This is a genomic window from Aureimonas sp. CAS (genome assembly GCF_059838215.1).
This window is the reverse complement of sequence record NZ_CM187563.1, coordinates 829,336-846,599: the sequence shown is the minus strand read 5'-3', so window position 1 is coordinate 846,599 and position 17,264 is coordinate 829,336. Positions and strand designations below refer to the sequence as shown.

The window sequence follows — 17,264 nt, the reverse complement described above, 5'->3', positions numbered from 1 at the left end:
GAGCCTCCCGGTCAGTTGTTGCCGTTGTTGAACATCTGCGCGTTGCCCGGCTGGTAGCCGGTGCCGGGCGTCAGGAACCGCTCACGCTGGATGCGCCCCTGTTCGGCAGCGGTCGCACGCTCGGCCTCGGTCAGCGCGTCGGCACGGCCGTTTGCGGCCATGACCGCGATCAGGTCGGAAAGCTGCTGCGACTGGAGCGCGAGAAGCTGGTTGCCGGCCTGCGTTGCCTGCAAAGCCCCGGTCGCGCCCTGACTCTCGCCGACCAGCGCGGACATTTCGGCCCGGTTGGCGTCGATGTTGCCGACGACGCCGGCCTGCACGCGCATGGCGTCCTGCAAGCCGCCGACCGTGTTCTGCCAGCGCGAGCGGGCGTCGGTGACGAGTTGCTGATCGGTCGCGGACAGCGAGACGTTGCCATATTGCTGCTGGAACGCCTGGTCGATCTGGCCGACCTCGAAGGCGATGTTCTGCGCCTGTCCCAAAAGCTGCTGCGTGCGCTGGACGTTCTGCTGGAGCTGCTGGAGTGAGGAATGCGGCAGGCTCGCCAGATTGCGGGCCTGATTGATGAGCATCTGCGCCTCGTTCTGGAGCGAGGTGATCTGGTTGTTGATCTGCTCCAGCGTGCGTGCGGCCGTCAGCACGTTCTGCGCATAGTTCGACGGATCATAGACGATGCGGCCGAACCCGAATTGTGCATGGGCCGGGCTTGCCAGCATGGGCGAAAGCGCCACGGGAGCGGCGAGCGTCAATGCGAGCGCCGAAGCGCTGGCAAAGCAGAAAACACGAATATTGGTCATGGAAGAGTCTCCTGTATGAGGTGCGTATCCGGCACGGCGGATTCCGGCCGGTCGGCAAGATTGGTGAGGTTGGGGATCAGCTCGGCTGCCCAATCGACGCCGCGATGGCGCAGCCATGCGGCAAGGAAGCCGTCGCGGCCGTGCTCGGCATGGATGCGCGCGATTTCGGTCTGGTCGGATTTGGCCGACGCGGCGCAGAGCGCGAGGCCGACTTCGGACAGGCCCAGCTCGAACAGGCGATTGCCGCGCCGCGACTGGCAGTAGTAATCCCGCTTGGGCGTGGCCCGTGCCAAAATCTCAATCTGGCGGTCGTTCAAACCGAAGCGCCGGTAGATCGCGGCTATCTGCGGCTCGATAGCCCGCTCGTTCGGCAGCAAGAGCCGCGTCGGGCAGCTCTCGATGATGGCGGGCGCGATGGCGCTGCCGTCGATGTCGCTGAGGCTTTGCGTGGCGAAGATGACGCTGGCGTTCTTTTTGCGGAGCGTTTTCAGCCATTCGCGGAGCTGGCCGGCGAAACCCTCGTCGTCGAGCGCAAGCCAACCCTCGTCGATGATGAGCAGCGTGGGTCGCCCGTCGACTCGGTCGCCGATACGATGGAACAGATAGGCGAGCACGGCCGGGGCCGCGCCGGTTCCGACCAGCCCTTCGATCTCGAACGCCTGCACATCGGCCGAGCCGAGGTGTTCGGCTTCGGCGTCGAGCAGCCGGCCATAGGTACCGCCGACGCAGAAGGGCCGGAGCGCCTGTTTCAGATCGTTGGATTGCAGCAGCACCGCAAGGCCGGTGATCGTGCGTTCTTCGGCCGGGGCCGAGGCGAGCGAAGTCAGTGCCGTCCAAAGATATTCCTTCACCTCGGGCGTGATGGCGATGCCTTCGCGCATGAGGATGGCGGCGATCCAGTCCGCCGCCCATGCGCGTTCATAAGTGTCGTGGATGCGGGCAAGCGGCTGGAGCGAGACGGATGCCTCGTCCCCTTCTGTCAGGCCGCCGCCAAGGTCGTGCCAGTCGCCGCCCATGGCGAGCGACGCGGCGCGGATCGAACCGCCGAAGTCGAAGGCGAAGACTTGGCTGTTCTCATAGCGCCGGAACTGCAAGGCCATGAGGGCGAGCAGCACGCTCTTGCCCGCGCCCGTGGGGCCGACGACAAGGGTGTGCCCCACGTCGCCGACATGCAAAGACAACCGGAACGGGGTTGAGCCTTCGGTCTTTCCAAAGAGCAAAGGGGGCGCACCGAAATGCTCGTCCCGTTCCGGCCCCGCCCACACCGCCGAAAGCGGGATCATGTGGGCGAGATTCAAAGTGCTGATAGGAGGCTGGCGGACATTGGCGTAGGCGTGTCCGGGCAGGCTGCCGAGCCATGCGTCAACCGCGTTGACGCTCTCGGGCATGGCGGTGAAGTCGCGGCCCTGAACGATCTTCTCGACCAGGCGCAGCTTCTCATCGGCAAGGCGAGGGTCGGCATCCCATACGGCGACGGTGGCCGTGACATAGGCCATGCCCGCAACGTCCGCCCCAAGCTCCTGCAAGGCCAGGTCGGCGTCCAGCGCCTTGTTGGCCGCGTCGGTGTCCACCAGCGCGGACGCCTCGTTGGTCATCACCTCTTTCAGAATCGCGGCGATGGACTTGCGCTTGGCGAACCATTGGCGGCGGATGCGGGTCAGCAGCCGGGTCGCATCGGTCTTGTCGAGCAGGATCGCCCGCGTGCTCCACCGATAGGGGAACGGCAGCCGATTCATTTCGTCGAGCAGGCCCGGCGTCGTCGCGGTCGGGAATCCCACGATGGTCAGCACGCGCAGATGCGCGTCGCCAAGGCGCGGCTCCAGCCCGCCGGTCAATGGCTGGTCGGCGAGCAGCGCGTCGAGGTGCATGGGCACCTCGGGCACGCGCACGCGATGCCGGTTTGTTGAGATGGTGGAATGGAGATAGGTCAGCGTCGCGCCGTCATCCATCCAACGGCACTCGGGCATGAAGCCGTCGAGCAAGGCCAGCACGCGGTCGGTGCGGTCGATGAAGCCGCGCAGTAGCTCCCACGGGTCCACGCCCGTTTTCTCCCGGCCCTCATAGAGCCATGTTTCGGCGCGGGCGGCTTCCTCGGCCGGGGGCAGCCAGAGGAAGGTGAGGAAGTAGCCGGACACGAAATGCGCGCCCGCTTCCTCGAAACCGGCTTTGCGCTCTGCATCGACCAGCGCCGACGCGGCATCGGGAAAGGTGCTGTCGGGATAAGTTGCGGCCTCGCTGCGCTGCGCCTCGACGAAGATGCTCCAGCCGGAGCCGAGACGGCGCACGGCGTTGTTGATGCGGCCGGCGACGGCGACCAGTTCGGCCGCGACGGCGGAATCCAGATCGGGGCCGCGAAACTTCGCGGTGCGCTGGAATGAGCCGTCCTTGTTCAAGACGACGCCGGAGCCGACCAGTGCCGCCCATGGCAGATAGTCGGCGAGCCGGGCGGCGGTGCGGCGGTATTCGGCAAGGTTCATCATGGCCGCGCCCTCACACCGACAGAAAAGCCGGGATGCGGAGATGCCGCCGCCCGACTTCGACGAATTGGGGATCGCGCTTCGCCGCCCATACGGCTGCGAAATGGCCGATGGCCCAAATGGCGATGCCGACCAGCCATAGGCGCAGGCCGAGGCCCACGGCACCGGCAAGCGTTCCATTCAGAATCGCGATGGAGCGCGGTGCGCCGCCGAGCAGGATATGCTCGGTCAACGCCCGGTGGACCGGGATCGAGAATCCCGGCACCGCGTCGAGCTGTTCGAGTCCGCCCGCCATCAAACGAGCGCCCCGCCGCCGAAGGAGAAGAAAGACAGGAAGAAGCTCGATGCGGCGAACGCGATGGACAGGCCGAACACGATCTGGATCAGCTTGCGAAAACCGCCGCCTGTATCGCCGAAGGCCAAAGTCAGGCCGGTCACGATGATGATGATGACGGCGATGATCTTGGCGACCGGCCCCTCGATGGACTGGAGGATGCTTTGGAGCGGTGCTTCCCACGGCATCGACGAACCGGACGCATGGGCGGCCGGGGCGAGCATGAGACTGATGGCAAGGGCGGATGCGGCGGTCGCCATGCGGCGATAGCCGCGCGAAAACGTGCGGGTCATTCGGGTTCTCCTGTGCTGGTTGGGATTGCCAATGGGCTGGGGTGGGTGATGCGGTAGTCGCCGTCCGGCCCCAGCCCTTCGACGCGGGCAAGCTCGGCCAGCCGGCGCGCGGAACCGCGCCCGGCAAGGACGGCAACAAGGTCGATGGTCTCCGCGATCAGCGCGCGCGGGACGGTGACGACAGCCTCCTGGATGAGCTGTTCAAGGCGACGGAGTGCGCCAATGCCGGTGCCGGCATGGATGGTGCCGATCCCGCCCGGATGGCCGGTGCCCCACGCTTTCAGAAGGTCGAGGGCTTCCGATCCGCGCACCTCGCCGATGGGGATGCGGTCGGGGCGCAGGCGCAGCGAGGAACGAACCAGATCGGAAAGCGTCGCCACGCCGTCTTTCGTCCGCATGGCGACAAGGTTGGGCGCGGCGCATTGCAGTTCGCGCGTGTCCTCGATGATGACGACGCGATCCGCCGTCTTCGCCACCTCGGCGAGCAGAGCGTTGGTCAGCGTGGTCTTGCCGGTGCTGGTGCCGCCCGCCACGAGGATGTTGGCGCGGGAAGAAACGGCCGCGCGTAGCGTTGCAGCCTGATCTGTGGACATGATTCCCGCCGCCACATAGTCGTTGAGGCTGAACACGGCGACGGCGGGCTTGCGGATGGCGAAGGTCGGCGCGGCGACAACGGGCGGCAGCAGGCCCTCGAACCGCTCACCGCTCTCGGGCAGCTCGGCCGAGACGCGTGGCCTGCGGGCATGAACCTCCGCACCGACATGATGCGCGACCAGCCGAACGATGCGTTCGCCATCGGCGGCGGACAGGCGCTCGCCTGTATCGGACAGCCCTTCGGACAGGCGGTCGATCCACAACCGCCCGTCCGGGTTCAACATCACCTCGATTACGGCCGGGTCTTCGAGCAGTCGCGCGATTGCCGGCCCCAATGCGGTGCGCAACATGCGTGCGCCGCGCGCAATGGCTTCCGGTCTTTGGTGGTTGGTGGTCATGTCGGCCCCAGCTTCCGGCGGGGACGCGACAGGCAATCCCCGGATCGGGGTCGATTAAGAAAGCCCGGAATTGGGCCGGTTCAACAGATATCTAGCTGCGTGCGGTGATCGGCGACGAACGGCGGTAAATAGGATGGGGTATGGCTAGGAAGGAATGGGGACTGGAACGGCGGCTGCTAGCAACATATTAGCCCTCTACCGCTTCGCGGGAGCTATTCGGGGAGAGTGACCAAACCCGAGGTTCCTGCCTCCGATAAGCCCGGCCATCGTCGCGCGCGCGAAGCGTGCCGCCGTTAGTTTGGGAATGGGGCAGCCTAATCGCCCTTGAACCAGGCGCGCAATTTATCCGGATTGCGCATGACCCAGATGTTGTGGATCACCCCGTCCCGCACGGAAGTCGAGATCACCGAGATGATCTGGTCGCCGGCCATGCCGATCAAACCGGGCTCACCATTGACTGTCGCGATCTCGACCTGAAGATTGGGCTGACGTTCGAATATTCCAGCGAAGAATTCGGCAATTGCATGAGACCCGATCAATGGCTCGATTGCTGCTGCGGTTTTGCCGCCGCCGTCGGTAATGGCCTCGGCGTCGCTGTCCAGGAGGGCGATCAGCGCTGTGACATTGCCCGTCTGCCAGGCGGCTCTGAACGTTTCATTGAGTCTTGCATGCTCTTCCCGGCTTGATTGCCGTCGCGCCCGGTTACCCAATCGCTTACGCGCCGAGAACGCCAATTGCCGGCACGCCTGCGGCGTGCGTCCGATGATTTCGGCGATTTCCTCGAAGGTGTACTGGAAAACGTCGTGCAGGATGAAGCTCACCCGCTCAGGTGGGGTCATCTTGTCCAGCACGATCATCAGCGCCATTGAAATGGACTCGCTGACGCTCTCTGAGGTTTCCAATCCTGCATCCGCTGCGGGATTTGAGGCAATGCCCCAGAATTCACCGCCTTGGACCGGTTCGGGCAACCATTCGCCGATATAGACCTCCCGCTTGTATTGAGAGGATTTGAGGCGGTCAAAGCAGATGCGGGTCAGCGTCGTCCGTTTCCAGGCCAGTGGAACGGAAATGCCCTGCCGCTCCTCGCGACCGAGCGAGTACCAACGCACATAGGTTTCCTGCACTGCGTCTTGCGCATCGGCGAGAGTTCCGAGCAACCGGTACCCCAACGCCATCAGAGCAGCTTCATCTTTTTGGAACTCGGGAACATCGTTTGGATGCCCGATGAGCTTGCGGTTGGTCGGCGTCACGGTTTCTGCCTTATCAATTCGGACCCGGCCCAGGCGGGCCACCCTTCAAGCCTATGACGAGTCAGGCAGCTCAAATGTCAGCGGAGAAATTTTGCGTATACCGGCCGCCTCGACTGACATTTCCCTGCTCGCACTCGTCATAGGTCTGGGCTCGATTGGCAGCCCGGCTTTTAACTGGCGCAAATCATGCCGCGCCATGGAGAGGGAGACCAAAAATATGTCGAACGGTGAAGTGACCTTCGTCAACATCCTTGAGATTGAGGAAGGAAAGCAGGATGAGGTTGCAAAGATTCTTCAGGACGCTACCGATACGGTGATCAGCAAGCGCCCGGGCTTTGTCTCGGTGACGCTTCTGGCCAGCAAAGATGGCAAGCGCATCGTCAATGTCGCCAAATGGGCGAGCGCGGCGGACGTTCAAGCCACGCAGAACGATCCGGCTGCCGCCGAGTTCGGCAAAAAACTGGCAGGGTTGGCCAAGCCAGTTCCGGGCATGTACGATGTCGTCGGTGAATATAGCGCCTAGGAAATACAGACGAATTTCTCACGGTGGTTGGCGCCCGCCACAGTGCGCCAACCCCATTTGAAATGGCAACCTGGAAGTAGAGGATATCAAGATGGACGATGACATCGCCTGGAGAACCGAGCAGCGTTTGTGGCTGGAGGGCATCTCCGTCTACGATGAACTACTTGATCCCTCCTGTCTTATGGCGTTCCCCGGCATGGGTGTGCTGGACGTTCCAGCGATCATTGAAGGGCTCAAGGGCGCGCCGCGCTGGACGGACGTGAAGATGAGCGATCAGGTCGTTAGCCGAGCCGGCGACGCCGTCATTGTGCTGGGATATACCGCGGAAGGCCGGCGTGGAGATGCCCGACCTTACCGCTGCTTTTGCACCTCGACCTATCGCGCGGATGGACAGAGCTGGAAGCTGGTGCAGCACCAGCAGACCCTCGCAGGCTGAACATCATCGGCCTCTCAACACGGAAGCCGTTATCGCCTGTTACTGTTCTCATCGAAGTCTGTCGCAGTTTGTTCAAAGAGCGTCATGTCTCGCGACAGCTCCTTGAGAAACCTGTCGCCGGTCGCCAGGCGCCGGCCGAGATTCTGCATGAAGCCCTCGAACCGCTCCGCGCCTTTCGCGCGGGCAGCGGATTGCGCGGCTCCTGTTAGTGGCGGGGTGATGGTCATCCAGAAATGGATGAACTGCGCGACTGTCTCGCCGAGGACGGCGAGATCCAGGTCGAGCGTGTCGATCTGCCTGCCGAGCTTGTCTAGGCGGCGCGACATGGCGGCTTCAAGCTGGTCGTCAGCATCGCCGGACAGGTAGGACATGACCGCCGCCTCCACGATGGCGGATTTCGAGACATTGCGGCGCAGCGCCACCGAGCGGCGCAGCGCCATCGCTTCGATCTGCGGAATGAGCGCGGGGTCGAAATAGATATTCAGGCGCGTTCTGGTTGCCATAAGCGTGTCCTCAAAGGTCGATTCCATCATCGGGGTTCATCGCCACCTGCCGCGCGACCATCCTCATGCGCTGGCGCATGGCGCGGGCCTTGGCCGCGTCAACGTCCGGCTCGTCGTCCAGAAACTCGAACTCCTGTTCGGGGAATGGCGGCGGGGCGACGATTTCCTCTTGGCTTGGCAATTCCGGCTCGCGGCGGATGCCGGCATTGGCCGGATCGCCCTCGGCCCCGTCTGCGGCGGCCGGCGCGGAATGGCTTTCCGCCGCGACCACGCGGCCGGACCAATCATAGGCGGATGGGCTGGTCGTCGCCGGAGCGGCGATCAGATCGGGCGGGGTCAAGATGCGTTTCTGAAACCGCGCATCCTCGTAGTAACGGGCTTTGGTGGCGCGGATCGGAGGCGTGCCCGCGACCATGACGATTTCATCGGTCGGCGGAAGCTGCATGATTTCGCCGGGCGTGAGCAGCGGCCGGGCCGTCTCCTGCCGCGACACCATGAGATGCCCCAACCAAGGGGCCAGTCTATGCCCCGCGTAGTTGGTGGAATCCCGCAACTCGGTTGCGGTGCCCAGCGCGTCACTCACCCTTTTGGCGGTGCGCTCGTCGTTGGTGGCGAAGCTGACGCGCACATGGCAGTTGTCGAGGATCGCGTTGTTCGGCCCATAGGCGCGCTCGATCTGGTTGAGGCTCTGCGCGATCAGAAAGCCTTTGATGCCATAGCCCGCCATGAAGGCGAGCGCCGATTCAAAGAAATCGAGCCGGCCGAGCGCCGGAAACTCGTCCAGCATCAACAGCAGGCGATGGCGCTTGCCGGAGGTGGTCAGTTCCTCGGTCAACCGCCTGCCGATCTGGTTGAGGATCAGGCGGATCAGCGGCTTGGTGCGGTTTATGTCGGACGGCGGCACGACCAGATAGAGCGTGACCGGTTGTCGGCTGCCGACCAGCTCGGCAATGCGCCAGTCGCATCGTGCCGTCACCCGCGCCACCACGGGATCGCGGTAGAGGCCCAAGAACGACATGGCTGTGGACAGCACGCCGCTGCGCTCGTTCTCGCTTTTGTTCAGCAGCTCTCGGGCCGACGACGCGATGACGGGATGAACGCCAGCCTCGCCTAGATGCGGCGTGTCCATCATGGAGCGCAAGGTCGCCTCGACCGGGCGGCGCGGATCGGACAGGAAGTTGGCGACGCCCGCCAGCGTCTTGTCCTTCTCCGCATAGAGAACATGCAGGATCGCGCCGACCAGCAGGCTATGGCTGGTCTTTTCCCAATGGTTGCGCTTGTCGAGGCTGCCTTCGGGATCGACCAGAATATCCGCGATATTCTGAACGTCCCTGACCTCCCACTCCCCTTGCCTGACCTCCAGCAACGGATTGTAGGCTGACGATCCGGCATTGGTCGGATCGAACAGTAGGACGCGGCCATGCTTCGCGCGAAAGCCGGCTGTCAGCGTCCAATTCTCGCCTTTGATGTCGTGGACAATGGCGGATGCGGGCCATGTCAGCAGCGTCGGCACCACCAATCCGACGCCTTTGCCGCTGCGCGTCGGGGCGAAGCATAGGACATGCTCGGGACCGTCATGGCGTAGATAGTCCCGTTCGTATCGGCCGAGCAGGACGCCATCGGGGCCGAGCAAGCCGGCGCTGCGGATTTCCTTGTCCTCGGCCCATCGCGCCGATCCGTATGTGGCGACGTTGCGTGCTTCCCGCGCCCGAATGATCGACATGAAGATGGCGGCGGCGATGGCGAGGAAGCCGCCCGATACCGCGATGATGCCGCCCTCGACGAAGATCGCGGGTGCATAGGCGTCGAAGGAAAACCACCACCAGAAGAAGGCGGGCGGGTAATAGACCGGCAGGCCCGCCAGCTCGAACCATGGCGCTCCAAGCTGCGGCTGGAACCCGAGGCGGAACGCCGTCCATTGCGTCGCCGCCCACGTCATCACCAAAACGATGGTGACGACGAGGGTGATTTGACCCCAAAGGATACGTCCTCCGCGCAATACAGGCTCCAGTCGGTAAAAGAGACGGAGCCGATCAGAGAATAAGCGAAATCGGGTTGGCAACAGGAAAGAGGATGCCGGAGGGCTGCCGGATACGATCGGCGGCAAATAGGGCGAGTTGCCTTCTGAATGTCGCCGATGCGGTTATCTTTACCTGCTGGCGGAAACGACTAGCGGCTGGAAGTCAGTAGGTGCAGGACGACCGACGCATGTCGCCGGCGAGGGTAAGCAGGTTGCGAAGCGCCGCGCTGCGGTTGGACGGTGACCAGATGGCCGAGAACGTGATCGGATCGGGTTCATCGGCGAACGGCAGGAAAACGACGCCGGACGTTGGCAGCAGCGCCGTGGCCGCGCCGACGATAGTGATACCGAAACCTTGTCCGACCATGGTCAAGAGGCTGCAGCGCTCCACGTCCAAGCGAAGAATTGAAGGCGCGGGCCAGTTGCCGGCGAGGCGCAGAACGATATGGTCATGCGCTTGCGGGCCGGTGCCGCTATGCCGGACAAGGAATGTCTCACCCACCAGGTCGGCCCATGTGACCGTTGCTTGCACGGCGAGACGGTGCTGCTCTGACAGAACGGCGACCAGCGGCTCCGTCCAGATGCGGCGGGAATTGCAGTCGGGCAGCTCAGGCGTGGCGGCAACGAAAACTATGTCGAGCATATCGGCGCGAAGCTGCATGACGGCATCGCGGGCCGTGCCCTCGGCGATTTCTACTTCGATGCCGGGGTGGTTCTCGCGAAACCGCCCGATCAATTTGGCGAGGAAGCTGCTCGGCATTAGGGCATGGATGCCGATGCGCAAGCGTCCCCATTCGCCCGCCGCCGCCATGCCTGCGGTCTTCACTGCGTGGTCGAGTTGCTCCACGCCGGACGCGATCCGTTCGACGAAGTGGCGTCCGGCTTCAGTCAGTCGAACGCCTCGCGCATGGCGCTCGAACAGAAGGATGCCCAAGTCTTCTTCCAGTGACTTGACGCGGGCGCTGACGCTGGATTGCGCTACTCCGAGCGCATTGGCAGCGTGGCGAAAGTTGAGGTATTCGGCGACGGCTAGCGTCTGGATTAGCGACGCGAGGGGGATGCGCGATCCGAGCTCGGTCGGCACCCCCCATGGACAATCAACTGTTGGTGCTGACCGCCGCCGCCGCATTCTACGATCCGGCGTTGGGAACGAGTGTTGCGTTTTCATTTTCATTGCGCGCACTACGCAAAGCGCGTGACCACCAGCTCAAATCTCGAAGCATCGACGTGGCGCTGGTATTTAGGAATTCAAAGTCCTCGATCTGCCGCTCGCCGTTCAAGACCGCGAGATATTGTTCCATGGCAATGTGAACCGCGTTGCGTAGCGGGGCGAGCTGGAGTTCGATGCAAATAAGGCGAAGTTGTTCGATTGCACGGGCGGCACCAACGCCGCCATAGCCGAGGAACGCGGCGGGTTTCCGATTAAATTCCTGATAGGCGTAATCCAGAGCGTTTTTAAGCACGGCCGGAATACTGCGGTTGTATTCGGCGGTGACGAAGATGAACCCGTCCATCTCGGAAATGCGCGCAGCCCAACTCCGTGCCGCCTCGCATCGTGGCGGTGCATATGCAGGCGCAGTTTGCTCGTCGAAGAAAGGCATAGGGAACGCGCGCAGGTCGAGCAGCTCCGGACTTAGCTCGGGGTGGCTTTCGATCTGTTTCAGCAGCCACTGGGTAGGCTTGTCGGCAAAGCGGTTTTCGCGGGTAGTGCTAATCACGACGCCGATGCGAATTTGAGACATTAGAGGTTCCTTCTGTTGGGCAGGGTCTGGTCACGCTTGGTACGCAACTGACCAAGGAGCAGGGCAAGCGCGACAGCAATCGCTGCGATGGACGTGCCCAAGAACACGGTGCCAGCGATGCTCGCGGCAGTGCTCGCGCTGACTGGAGCCACAAACTGGCCAATGAACAGGGCGCTTGCCACGCCACCGGAGAATCGCCCGTGTTTGCTGACGGGGACGCTTGCGAGGACCAGCCCGTTCACTGTTGGCAAAAGCAAACCCGTAGATGCGCCGGCAACCGCCATCCCGGCCAGAATGCCCCAGTAGTTGCCGCCCACGGCAAGGAGCTGACCTATCCCGATCAGGATGAACGCGGTCGCGATGATGGACAGCGGCGGCATGCGCTGACGAATTCGGCTATAAAGGGTTGCGGAAATACCCCCGCAAAGCGTGCAGAGTGATAGCGCGTAGCCAGTCAGCGCCGGATCGTTGGATCCGTGATGCGCCAGATGAAAAGGCAGATGCACCGGAATGACATAGAACAGGATCATTCCCACAAAGGCGCTGGCATATGCCAGCGTCACCTGACCCCAGTCGACAGTTTCCGTCGCTGTCTTATCAGCGACAGAATGCTTCTGGACTACAGAAGGCAGGAACAGCAGAAAGAGAGGCAATAGAGGCAAGGCGAGCAAATAAGTGGCGAATGGCAGTCGCCAGCTCGTTGCCGCAACCAATCCTCCGAGCATCAGGAAGATCATCCCACCGAACGAGGAAGCCGCTCCCTGCAATCCGACGACGTGATGACGTTTATCGCCTGGATAGAGGCCACCTACCAGCGCCAGCGTGCCCGTACTGATGCCTGCAATTGCCAATCCAAGCACGGCACGGCTGGCGAGAAGCAGCGGAATATTCCAAGTGTAAAGCCCGGCCGAACCGGCAAGTGCGAAAAGCACGGCACAAAACACAAGAACCGCCCGCGCGCCTATCCGGTCAACAAGCGCACCGACCGGAGCGGCGATGACAGCAATCACCAAGGCCGGCAGCGTCAATGCTATCTGCGCTAGGAACTGCGCATTGGGCGTTTCAGCGAACGTCTCGGCGATCCCCGGAAGGGATGGAGTGATGGCGGTCGCCGCCATGGCTGTGAGGCAGCTTGCGCCCAGCAGGGCCACGAGCGTTCCCATGCCGTGTGGAACGGATGTTTTGCTATCGGCAGAAAAGTCTTCTGACGCCATGTGACCTTATCCAACATACGACTGGTCATTGATGGATATTGTTATAAGATAGGAAACAGTGGCCTTGTAGGCGGCAAACCGTGGACTGACTGTCCCAATATGTGGACAACCAAATGAAGCTCAACGACCTCTATTTCTTCGTTCAAGTGGTAGATCACGGAGGTTTCGCGTCTGCGTCACGCACGCTGGGCATACCAAAATCGAGTATCAGCAAGCGGGTTGCGGCGCTCGAAGAAGACCTCGGCGTTCGGCTCATCCACCGCACGACCCGCCGGTTCGCAATTACCGATACAGGCGAGGATTTCTATCAGCACGCCAAGGCGGCGCTGATCGAAGCGGATGCCGCCGAGGAAGCGGTCAAGCGCCGGTTGGGTGAACCTCGCGGCCTTGTTCGGATCACTGCTTCGGCGGCCACGGTGCAGATGGCTCTTGCCGATCTGGTGACGGAGTTATCAAGCGTTCATCCGAAAATTCAGATCGGCCTTACCACGACCAATCGCTATGTCGATCTGGTGCATGAAAACATAGATGTGGCGATCCGCGCGCATCGTGAGTCTTTGGCCGATTCCGAGTATGTGCAGCGCCGCCTTGGCTTTGCGCCCAACTATCTCGTCGCTTCGCCTTCTTATCTCGCCGAGCATGGTGCGCCGACAGAGCCAAGGCAGCTAACGGACCATTTCGGGATTTTTGTCGAAAGCTCTCGCAACAATCTTCAATGGCAACTGAATAATGCAGAGGGTGCGCTATTCGATGCCATACCCGTTCCGAGACTGTTCTCGGATGATCCCCATACGACACTGAAAGCAACGCTCGCCGGTGTAGCCATCGCCAATCTTCCGCATGGCCTTAGTTGGCCGCATATCGAGACAGGTCAGCTTGTTCGCCTCATGCCCGATTGGACGGCCGGCGGTTCGATGACAACCATCCTCGTCCCCCATCGGCGCGGGCAACTGCCGACCGTTCGGGCGGTAGTTGAGTTCATCGCCGAACGTATGCCGGCGATGATGCGGTTTGCGTCTGCCTGACCGCTTACACCGTAACGGGTCCACCTCTTTGGCGACGGGACATAGCTGCATCTATAGCCCCAACCCTCTCTGCCTTCCCAACTGCCACGAAACCGATCCGCCCTGCACGACGCCCATGACCTCGCGGCCAAGCTGGCGGTCGATGACCGGCCGCCACGGGACAAGGATGAACTCATGGGATTGCTCGACCACGGCGAACTTGCCGCTGGCTAGCTGCACGGTGCTGGTGAACTTGCCGCTGACGCTCTCGCCGTCCGTGGTGGCGCGGAAAGGTAGCGCCTTGCTCTCGGCCATCTCCGCGCCGACGCGCTCAATCTCCCGCTCGCGCAGGGTGGCGAGCAGGCTGCGCCTGTAGAAGATGCGGCCATTCCGCGCTCGGGTGGCGTCGCCCTGTTCGATATGATGCTCACGGCGCTGGTCCATTGCCTCGCGCACCTGCTGGCCGAAACCGCCCGGCGCAAGGTCGGCCGTCTCGCCATGGATCAGCCGCCGGTCCAGCCAGGTCGCGCCATCCGAACCGATCTGCCTTTCCAGATCGATCGGTGAAAGCACGCGAACGCTGGCCTGCCGGTCACAACCGGCGTCATAGGCGGCGGCGCGGCTGACCAGATCATCGGGGATGCGCCATTGGTCGGCGTCGATGCGCTCGACGATCCCGGCTCGGCGCAGCGCCTCCAGCCGGCGGACATGGGCATCGACATAGCCCACATAGTCGCCGCCCGGAACGCGGCCCTCGAATTTCGCCTGCTCCAGATGGCGGCTCGGCCGATAGATGCCGTCCTCGGCGATAACGGCGATGGTGCGGTCAGACGGCCGGGCCGTCACCTCTGCCGGGCCGAGCTGGATGACGCTGCCGATACGGGCGTCCTCCAGCCGCTCGGGCGCAATGCCGGCAATGTGGTGCGTCCGCCCGTCGATCCCGTCCACCACGATTGTCAGGTTCTCGCCCAGCTCGTCGGATAGGTGCTTGTCCACGACGCGGCCGACGATGGGCGTCTCGGGCGTACCGTAATGGATTTGGAAGCTCATGGGATCGCGTTCGCCGCCCTGCGGGCCGAGCGCCTTCTGCATGGCGCGGATAATGTCGCCGCGCTCGCCCAACTCGCGTAGGGCCGGCTCCATGTCCTTGCTCAATTTCCACACGCCCGGCGCGTGTTCGGTCGCCAGCCCCATCTTCTCCAGCTTGCCGAGCCTGCGCAAACGCAGCGTCCGCTCGAACTGCCGCTTCGGCTCCGCCGGTTCATGGCGCAGGTCGAGGAAACGGACATCGGCTTCCTCGACCATGGCGCGGTCGATCCGGGTGAAACGGTCTTGGTCGATTTCGGCGGAAAGCTTGCGGGTCTGTTCGATCTCGGTGACGGGGCCGAGTTCCAGACTGGCAAGCTCGCTGGCGCGTTCGCGCAGGCCGGCGGAAAGGTAGTCGCCATTGATGACTAGATCCCCGCCCGTGTCGTCGCGACCGTTGACGATGACATGCACATGGGGATGGCCGGTGTTGTAATGATTGACGGCGACCCAATCGAGTTTCGTGCCGAGGTCGGCTTCCACCTGTTTCATGAAATCGCGGGTGTAGGCCGTGAGGTCCGATAGCTCCGCGCTGTCCTCTGGCGAAACGATGAATCTGAACTGGTGGCGGTCGTCCTTGCCGCGATCAAGGAAGGCGTCGCCATCGGCGCGGTCCTCGGTCCCCGAATAGAGCCGGCCCCGCTCGCCGTCGCGTGACGTGCCGTCGCGCTGGACATAGCGCAGATGCGCGCGGGCGCGGCCGCCTTTCCACGCGGCCCGGACGCTGCGCTGCTTGACGATCACGCGGCGGCTGCCGGGCTGGCGATGATGCCATTGGCCGGAGATGTTCCGGGCGCGCACGAAGCTCGCGCCCCGGCCGCGCTTCACGCCCTTGCCGCTGGCGACCACGCCACGGGAACGGCCCGGCGATGACGGCATGGAAGGATCGCGGGAGGCCGCTGCCTGATGCTGCCGAGTGATCTTCTTGACCTGCGTGAAAAAGCTCTTGGTCTTGCCAGCCTTCGGCGTGTCGGATCGGATGCGGCCGGGCTTCGGACGGAAGCGGTTTTCATCGTCGGCGCTCACGGGCGCGACTCCAGCCAAAACCGCCGAAAACAGGCCGATATGGGCCTATGGTGCCGCTCGAAACCCTGCAAAGCCAAGGCTTTGCGAGAAATCGCGGCACGCGGCCCCTCAAAACCACGGTGCCGGAACCGGGCACCTAACCAGTGTGCAGACAACAATAATTTCCAGAAGCGGCCCGATATGGTGCCGTCTTCTTTAATCTTGCCCTCCGCCCTTTCTGTCTTTTCTGCCCCTCCTGCCGGGAATCCTGCCGGGCGCAAACCTGCCCGACCGGATGCCGAAACCAGCGCCGCCGAGCGCGGGAACGCCGCTCTCATGGCGTTCCCCCGTCGCTGGCGCTCGCCACGAAAATGCTGCCGTCCTGCGGCTCCGCACGGGCGCGGCCGTCGCCTGTTTGCACCTCGGACGGCGGCGCGGCGGCAGCTCGCGTGTCGTCCGGGCGCATGACGAATAGCGGTGCCTCGCGCCAGTCGGGCGGCGGTGCCGGTGGTTGCAACGGCGCATCCGATGGAGCCGCGCCGCCAAGGATCGGGGCGAGCGCGGCGACATAGGCGCGTGTCTCGGCGGGAAGTGGGCGGCCCGTCGCGCGATGCTCATCATAGCGGCCGGGGCCGGCATTGTAGGCCGCCAGCATCGCGCCGACATTGCCGTATCGGTCGAACATCTCGCGCAGATAGGCCGTGCCTGCGAGGATGTTGTCGCGGGGGTCGTAGGGATCGCGGCCGAGGCCATGGCGGACGCGCAGGCCCGCCCATGTGTCGGGCATGACCTGCATCAATCCCATCGCCCCGGCCGCCGAAATCGCGCGCACATCGCCCGCGCTTTCGGCGCGCAGCACGGCACGAATCCAGTGCTCGGGGATGCCGAAACGCTGCGACGCCTCGGCGATGTGCGCCGCGTAGGGATGGGCGGCGGCCGGGCGCTCGACCGACGCGGATTGCGCGACCGCGACGCCCGATCCGGCGCAGACGGAAAGCGCCCCCGCCAGCAGCAAGACGGCATAATGCCATGCCGGCCTGTCTCCGCTTCGACACCAGCCTGCCAGCGTGCTCGCTGCGTTCAAGGGCAAGGCGCAAGCGCCGGCCGATGGCCGCCCCTGACCTTCGCTGCGCGCGCCGGCCGTCCGGTGGTCGAGCGGGACGAAGGGATGAGACGGCTTTTCCGCGAACAAAGGGATGACGATCTTGGACCGGATGGCGGGCCGGACGCGGGCGACCGTCATTCCTCATCCTCGATCTTCCGGGGGTGCTTCCAACGTAGTGTCCAGACTGAAGGATCGTCGTTGGACTGGAACAGCTTGGCGCGGATCGGGAACGGGAAGATCGGCCCCTCCAATCGCATCGACACGAACTCGCCAGCATTTTCGCTGGCATCTTTCCATGCGGGGCCGGCGTCCGGCCCGTCCTCGCTATCGAGGCGCACGCGATAATCGGGTGCGTTTTTCACGTCGCTCGGCTTGGCTGGGACGATGAACACCTTTTCGTGGAGGCCGAACGAATGAAGCTCCCCCGCATAGCCGGTTTCGGTGCGGGTGAAGGTGCCTATTTCTGCCATGGGAAATCTCCTG

At 63.5% G+C, this 17,264-nt stretch carries 17 protein-coding genes and 1 pseudogene; 3 read left to right on the top strand and 15 right to left on the bottom strand.

The genetic code is table 11. From position 1 onward, the window contains the following. Positions 1 to 11: 11 nt before the first annotated feature. The 6 genes from trbJ to sigJ all read right to left on the bottom strand — a co-directional run bounded on the left by trbJ (position 12) and on the right by sigJ (position 6,143). The gene (gene trbJ / locus AC6R2M_RS03920) at positions 12 to 797 is read right to left on the bottom strand and encodes a P-type conjugative transfer protein TrbJ (protein WP_500485681.1); all 786 of its coding nucleotides are present in this window, start codon (positions 795 to 797) and stop codon (positions 12 to 14) included. Beyond that, positions 794 to 3,277, bottom strand: coding sequence for a conjugal transfer protein TrbE (trbE, locus tag AC6R2M_RS03915; protein WP_500485679.1), 2,484 nt, complete (start codon positions 3,275 to 3,277; stop codon positions 794 to 796). Before trbE ends, trbJ begins: the two co-directional genes overlap by 4 nt. A gap of 10 nt (positions 3,278 to 3,287) precedes the next feature. Further along, on the bottom strand, positions 3,288 to 3,569 hold the full coding sequence (locus AC6R2M_RS03910; protein ID WP_500485677.1) for a VirB3 family type IV secretion system protein: 282 nt from the start codon (positions 3,567 to 3,569) through the stop codon (positions 3,288 to 3,290). After that, positions 3,569 to 3,901, bottom strand: coding sequence for a TrbC/VirB2 family type IV secretion system protein (locus tag AC6R2M_RS03905; protein ID WP_500485675.1), 333 nt, complete (start codon positions 3,899 to 3,901; stop codon positions 3,569 to 3,571). The genes AC6R2M_RS03910 and AC6R2M_RS03905 overlap by 1 nt, the downstream gene beginning before the upstream one ends. Further along, positions 3,898 to 4,893, bottom strand: coding sequence for a P-type conjugative transfer ATPase TrbB (gene trbB / locus AC6R2M_RS03900; RefSeq protein ID WP_500485673.1), 996 nt, complete (start codon positions 4,891 to 4,893; stop codon positions 3,898 to 3,900). Before trbB ends, AC6R2M_RS03905 begins: the two co-directional genes overlap by 4 nt. A gap of 314 nt (positions 4,894 to 5,207) precedes the next feature. Next, a complete protein-coding gene (gene sigJ, locus AC6R2M_RS03895) occupies positions 5,208 to 6,143 on the bottom strand; it encodes an RNA polymerase sigma factor SigJ (RefSeq protein ID WP_500485671.1) in 936 nt (311 codons plus the stop codon). Between sigJ and AC6R2M_RS03890 the strand changes: the two genes are divergently transcribed. Together AC6R2M_RS03890 and AC6R2M_RS03885 are read left to right on the top strand one after the other, a co-directional pair. Continuing rightward, on the top strand, positions 6,118 to 6,666 hold the full coding sequence (locus tag AC6R2M_RS03890; RefSeq protein ID WP_500485669.1) for a putative quinol monooxygenase: 549 nt from the start codon (positions 6,118 to 6,120) through the stop codon (positions 6,664 to 6,666). The two genes, sigJ and AC6R2M_RS03890, sit on opposite strands and share 26 nt — an antisense overlap. 91 nt (positions 6,667 to 6,757) lie before the next feature. Beyond that, positions 6,758 to 7,102, top strand: a complete 345-nt coding sequence (locus AC6R2M_RS03885; RefSeq protein ID WP_500485667.1) for a nuclear transport factor 2 family protein — start codon at positions 6,758 to 6,760, stop codon at positions 7,100 to 7,102. 29 nt (positions 7,103 to 7,131) lie between these two features. On the opposite strand, the gene AC6R2M_RS03880 is transcribed toward AC6R2M_RS03885, so the two are convergent. The 5 genes from AC6R2M_RS03880 to AC6R2M_RS03860 all read right to left on the bottom strand — a co-directional run bounded on the left by AC6R2M_RS03880 (position 7,132) and on the right by AC6R2M_RS03860 (position 12,581). Next, entirely contained in the window at positions 7,132 to 7,632 is a 501-nt protein-coding gene (locus AC6R2M_RS03880) for a CopG family transcriptional regulator (protein ID WP_500487480.1), read from the bottom strand. After that, on the bottom strand, positions 7,616 to 9,604 hold the full coding sequence (locus tag AC6R2M_RS03875; RefSeq protein WP_500485665.1) for a conjugal transfer protein TraG: 1,989 nt from the start codon (positions 9,602 to 9,604) through the stop codon (positions 7,616 to 7,618). Before AC6R2M_RS03875 ends, AC6R2M_RS03880 begins: the two co-directional genes overlap by 17 nt. Before the next feature lie 184 nt (positions 9,605 to 9,788). After that, positions 9,789 to 10,709, bottom strand: a complete 921-nt coding sequence (locus AC6R2M_RS03870; RefSeq protein ID WP_500485663.1) for a LysR family transcriptional regulator — start codon at positions 10,707 to 10,709, stop codon at positions 9,789 to 9,791. A 46-nt stretch (positions 10,710 to 10,755) separates the two neighbouring features. Continuing rightward, the gene (locus tag AC6R2M_RS03865; RefSeq protein ID WP_500485661.1) at positions 10,756 to 11,367 is read right to left on the bottom strand and encodes an NADPH-dependent FMN reductase; all 612 of its coding nucleotides are present in this window, start codon (positions 11,365 to 11,367) and stop codon (positions 10,756 to 10,758) included. Further along, entirely contained in the window at positions 11,367 to 12,581 is a 1,215-nt protein-coding gene (locus AC6R2M_RS03860) for an MFS transporter (RefSeq protein WP_500485659.1), read from the bottom strand. The genes AC6R2M_RS03865 and AC6R2M_RS03860 overlap by 1 nt, the downstream gene beginning before the upstream one ends. A gap of 113 nt (positions 12,582 to 12,694) precedes the next feature. Between AC6R2M_RS03860 and AC6R2M_RS03855 the strand changes: the two genes are divergently transcribed. Further along, on the top strand, positions 12,695 to 13,606 hold the full coding sequence (locus AC6R2M_RS03855) for a LysR substrate-binding domain-containing protein (protein WP_500485657.1): 912 nt from the start codon (positions 12,695 to 12,697) through the stop codon (positions 13,604 to 13,606). Positions 13,607 to 13,657: 51 nt separating this feature from the next. On the opposite strand, the gene AC6R2M_RS03850 is transcribed toward AC6R2M_RS03855, so the two are convergent. The 4 genes and pseudogenes from AC6R2M_RS03850 to AC6R2M_RS03835 all read right to left on the bottom strand — a co-directional run bounded on the left by AC6R2M_RS03850 (position 13,658) and on the right by AC6R2M_RS03835 (position 17,251). Continuing rightward, the gene (locus AC6R2M_RS03850; protein ID WP_500487478.1) at positions 13,658 to 14,890 is read right to left on the bottom strand and encodes a DUF3363 domain-containing protein; all 1,233 of its coding nucleotides are present in this window, start codon (positions 14,888 to 14,890) and stop codon (positions 13,658 to 13,660) included. Positions 14,891 to 15,058: 168 nt separating this feature from the next. Further along, positions 15,059 to 15,550: pseudogene (locus AC6R2M_RS03845) on the bottom strand (relaxase/mobilization nuclease domain-containing protein); the annotation flags it as partial. A 460-nt stretch (positions 15,551 to 16,010) separates the two neighbouring features. Beyond that, positions 16,011 to 16,919, bottom strand: coding sequence for a lytic transglycosylase domain-containing protein (locus AC6R2M_RS03840; RefSeq protein WP_500485655.1), 909 nt, complete (start codon positions 16,917 to 16,919; stop codon positions 16,011 to 16,013). Then, positions 16,916 to 17,251, bottom strand: coding sequence for a DUF736 domain-containing protein (locus tag AC6R2M_RS03835; RefSeq protein ID WP_500485653.1), 336 nt, complete (start codon positions 17,249 to 17,251; stop codon positions 16,916 to 16,918). Before AC6R2M_RS03835 ends, AC6R2M_RS03840 begins: the two co-directional genes overlap by 4 nt. Between the last annotated feature and the right edge of the window lie 13 nt (positions 17,252 to 17,264).

What these genes read in the sequence shown, in the direction of transcription:
- trbE (WP_500485679.1), bottom strand. Translation starts at nt 3,277, where the DNA reads ATGATGAACCTTGCCGAATACCGCCGCACCGCCGCCCGGCTCGCCGAC.
- AC6R2M_RS03905 (WP_500485675.1), bottom strand. Translation starts at nt 3,901, where the DNA reads ATGACCCGCACGTTTTCGCGCGGCTATCGCCGCATGGCGACCGCCGCA.
- AC6R2M_RS03850 (WP_500487478.1), bottom strand. Translation starts at nt 14,890, where the DNA reads ATGGTCGAGGAAGCCGATGTCCGTTTCCTCGACCTGCGCCATGAACCG.
- AC6R2M_RS03855 (WP_500485657.1), top strand. Translation starts at nt 12,695, where the DNA reads ATGAAGCTCAACGACCTCTATTTCTTCGTTCAAGTGGTAGATCACGGA.
- AC6R2M_RS03860 (WP_500485659.1), bottom strand. Translation starts at nt 12,581, where the DNA reads ATGGCGTCAGAAGACTTTTCTGCCGATAGCAAAACATCCGTTCCACAC.
- AC6R2M_RS03835 (WP_500485653.1), bottom strand. Translation starts at nt 17,251, where the DNA reads ATGGCAGAAATAGGCACCTTCACCCGCACCGAAACCGGCTATGCGGGG.
- AC6R2M_RS03885 (WP_500485667.1), top strand. Translation starts at nt 6,758, where the DNA reads ATGGACGATGACATCGCCTGGAGAACCGAGCAGCGTTTGTGGCTGGAG.
- AC6R2M_RS03865 (WP_500485661.1), bottom strand. Translation starts at nt 11,367, where the DNA reads ATGTCTCAAATTCGCATCGGCGTCGTGATTAGCACTACCCGCGAAAAC.
- AC6R2M_RS03880 (WP_500487480.1), bottom strand. Translation starts at nt 7,632, where the DNA reads ATGGAATCGACCTTTGAGGACACGCTTATGGCAACCAGAACGCGCCTG.
- trbJ (WP_500485681.1), bottom strand. Translation starts at nt 797, where the DNA reads ATGACCAATATTCGTGTTTTCTGCTTTGCCAGCGCTTCGGCGCTCGCA.
- trbB (WP_500485673.1), bottom strand. Translation starts at nt 4,893, where the DNA reads ATGACCACCAACCACCAAAGACCGGAAGCCATTGCGCGCGGCGCACGC.
- AC6R2M_RS03840 (WP_500485655.1), bottom strand. Translation starts at nt 16,919, where the DNA reads ATGACGGTCGCCCGCGTCCGGCCCGCCATCCGGTCCAAGATCGTCATC.
- AC6R2M_RS03910 (WP_500485677.1), bottom strand. Translation starts at nt 3,569, where the DNA reads ATGGCGGGCGGACTCGAACAGCTCGACGCGGTGCCGGGATTCTCGATC.
- AC6R2M_RS03890 (WP_500485669.1), top strand. Translation starts at nt 6,118, where the DNA reads ATGAGCTTGCGGTTGGTCGGCGTCACGGTTTCTGCCTTATCAATTCGG.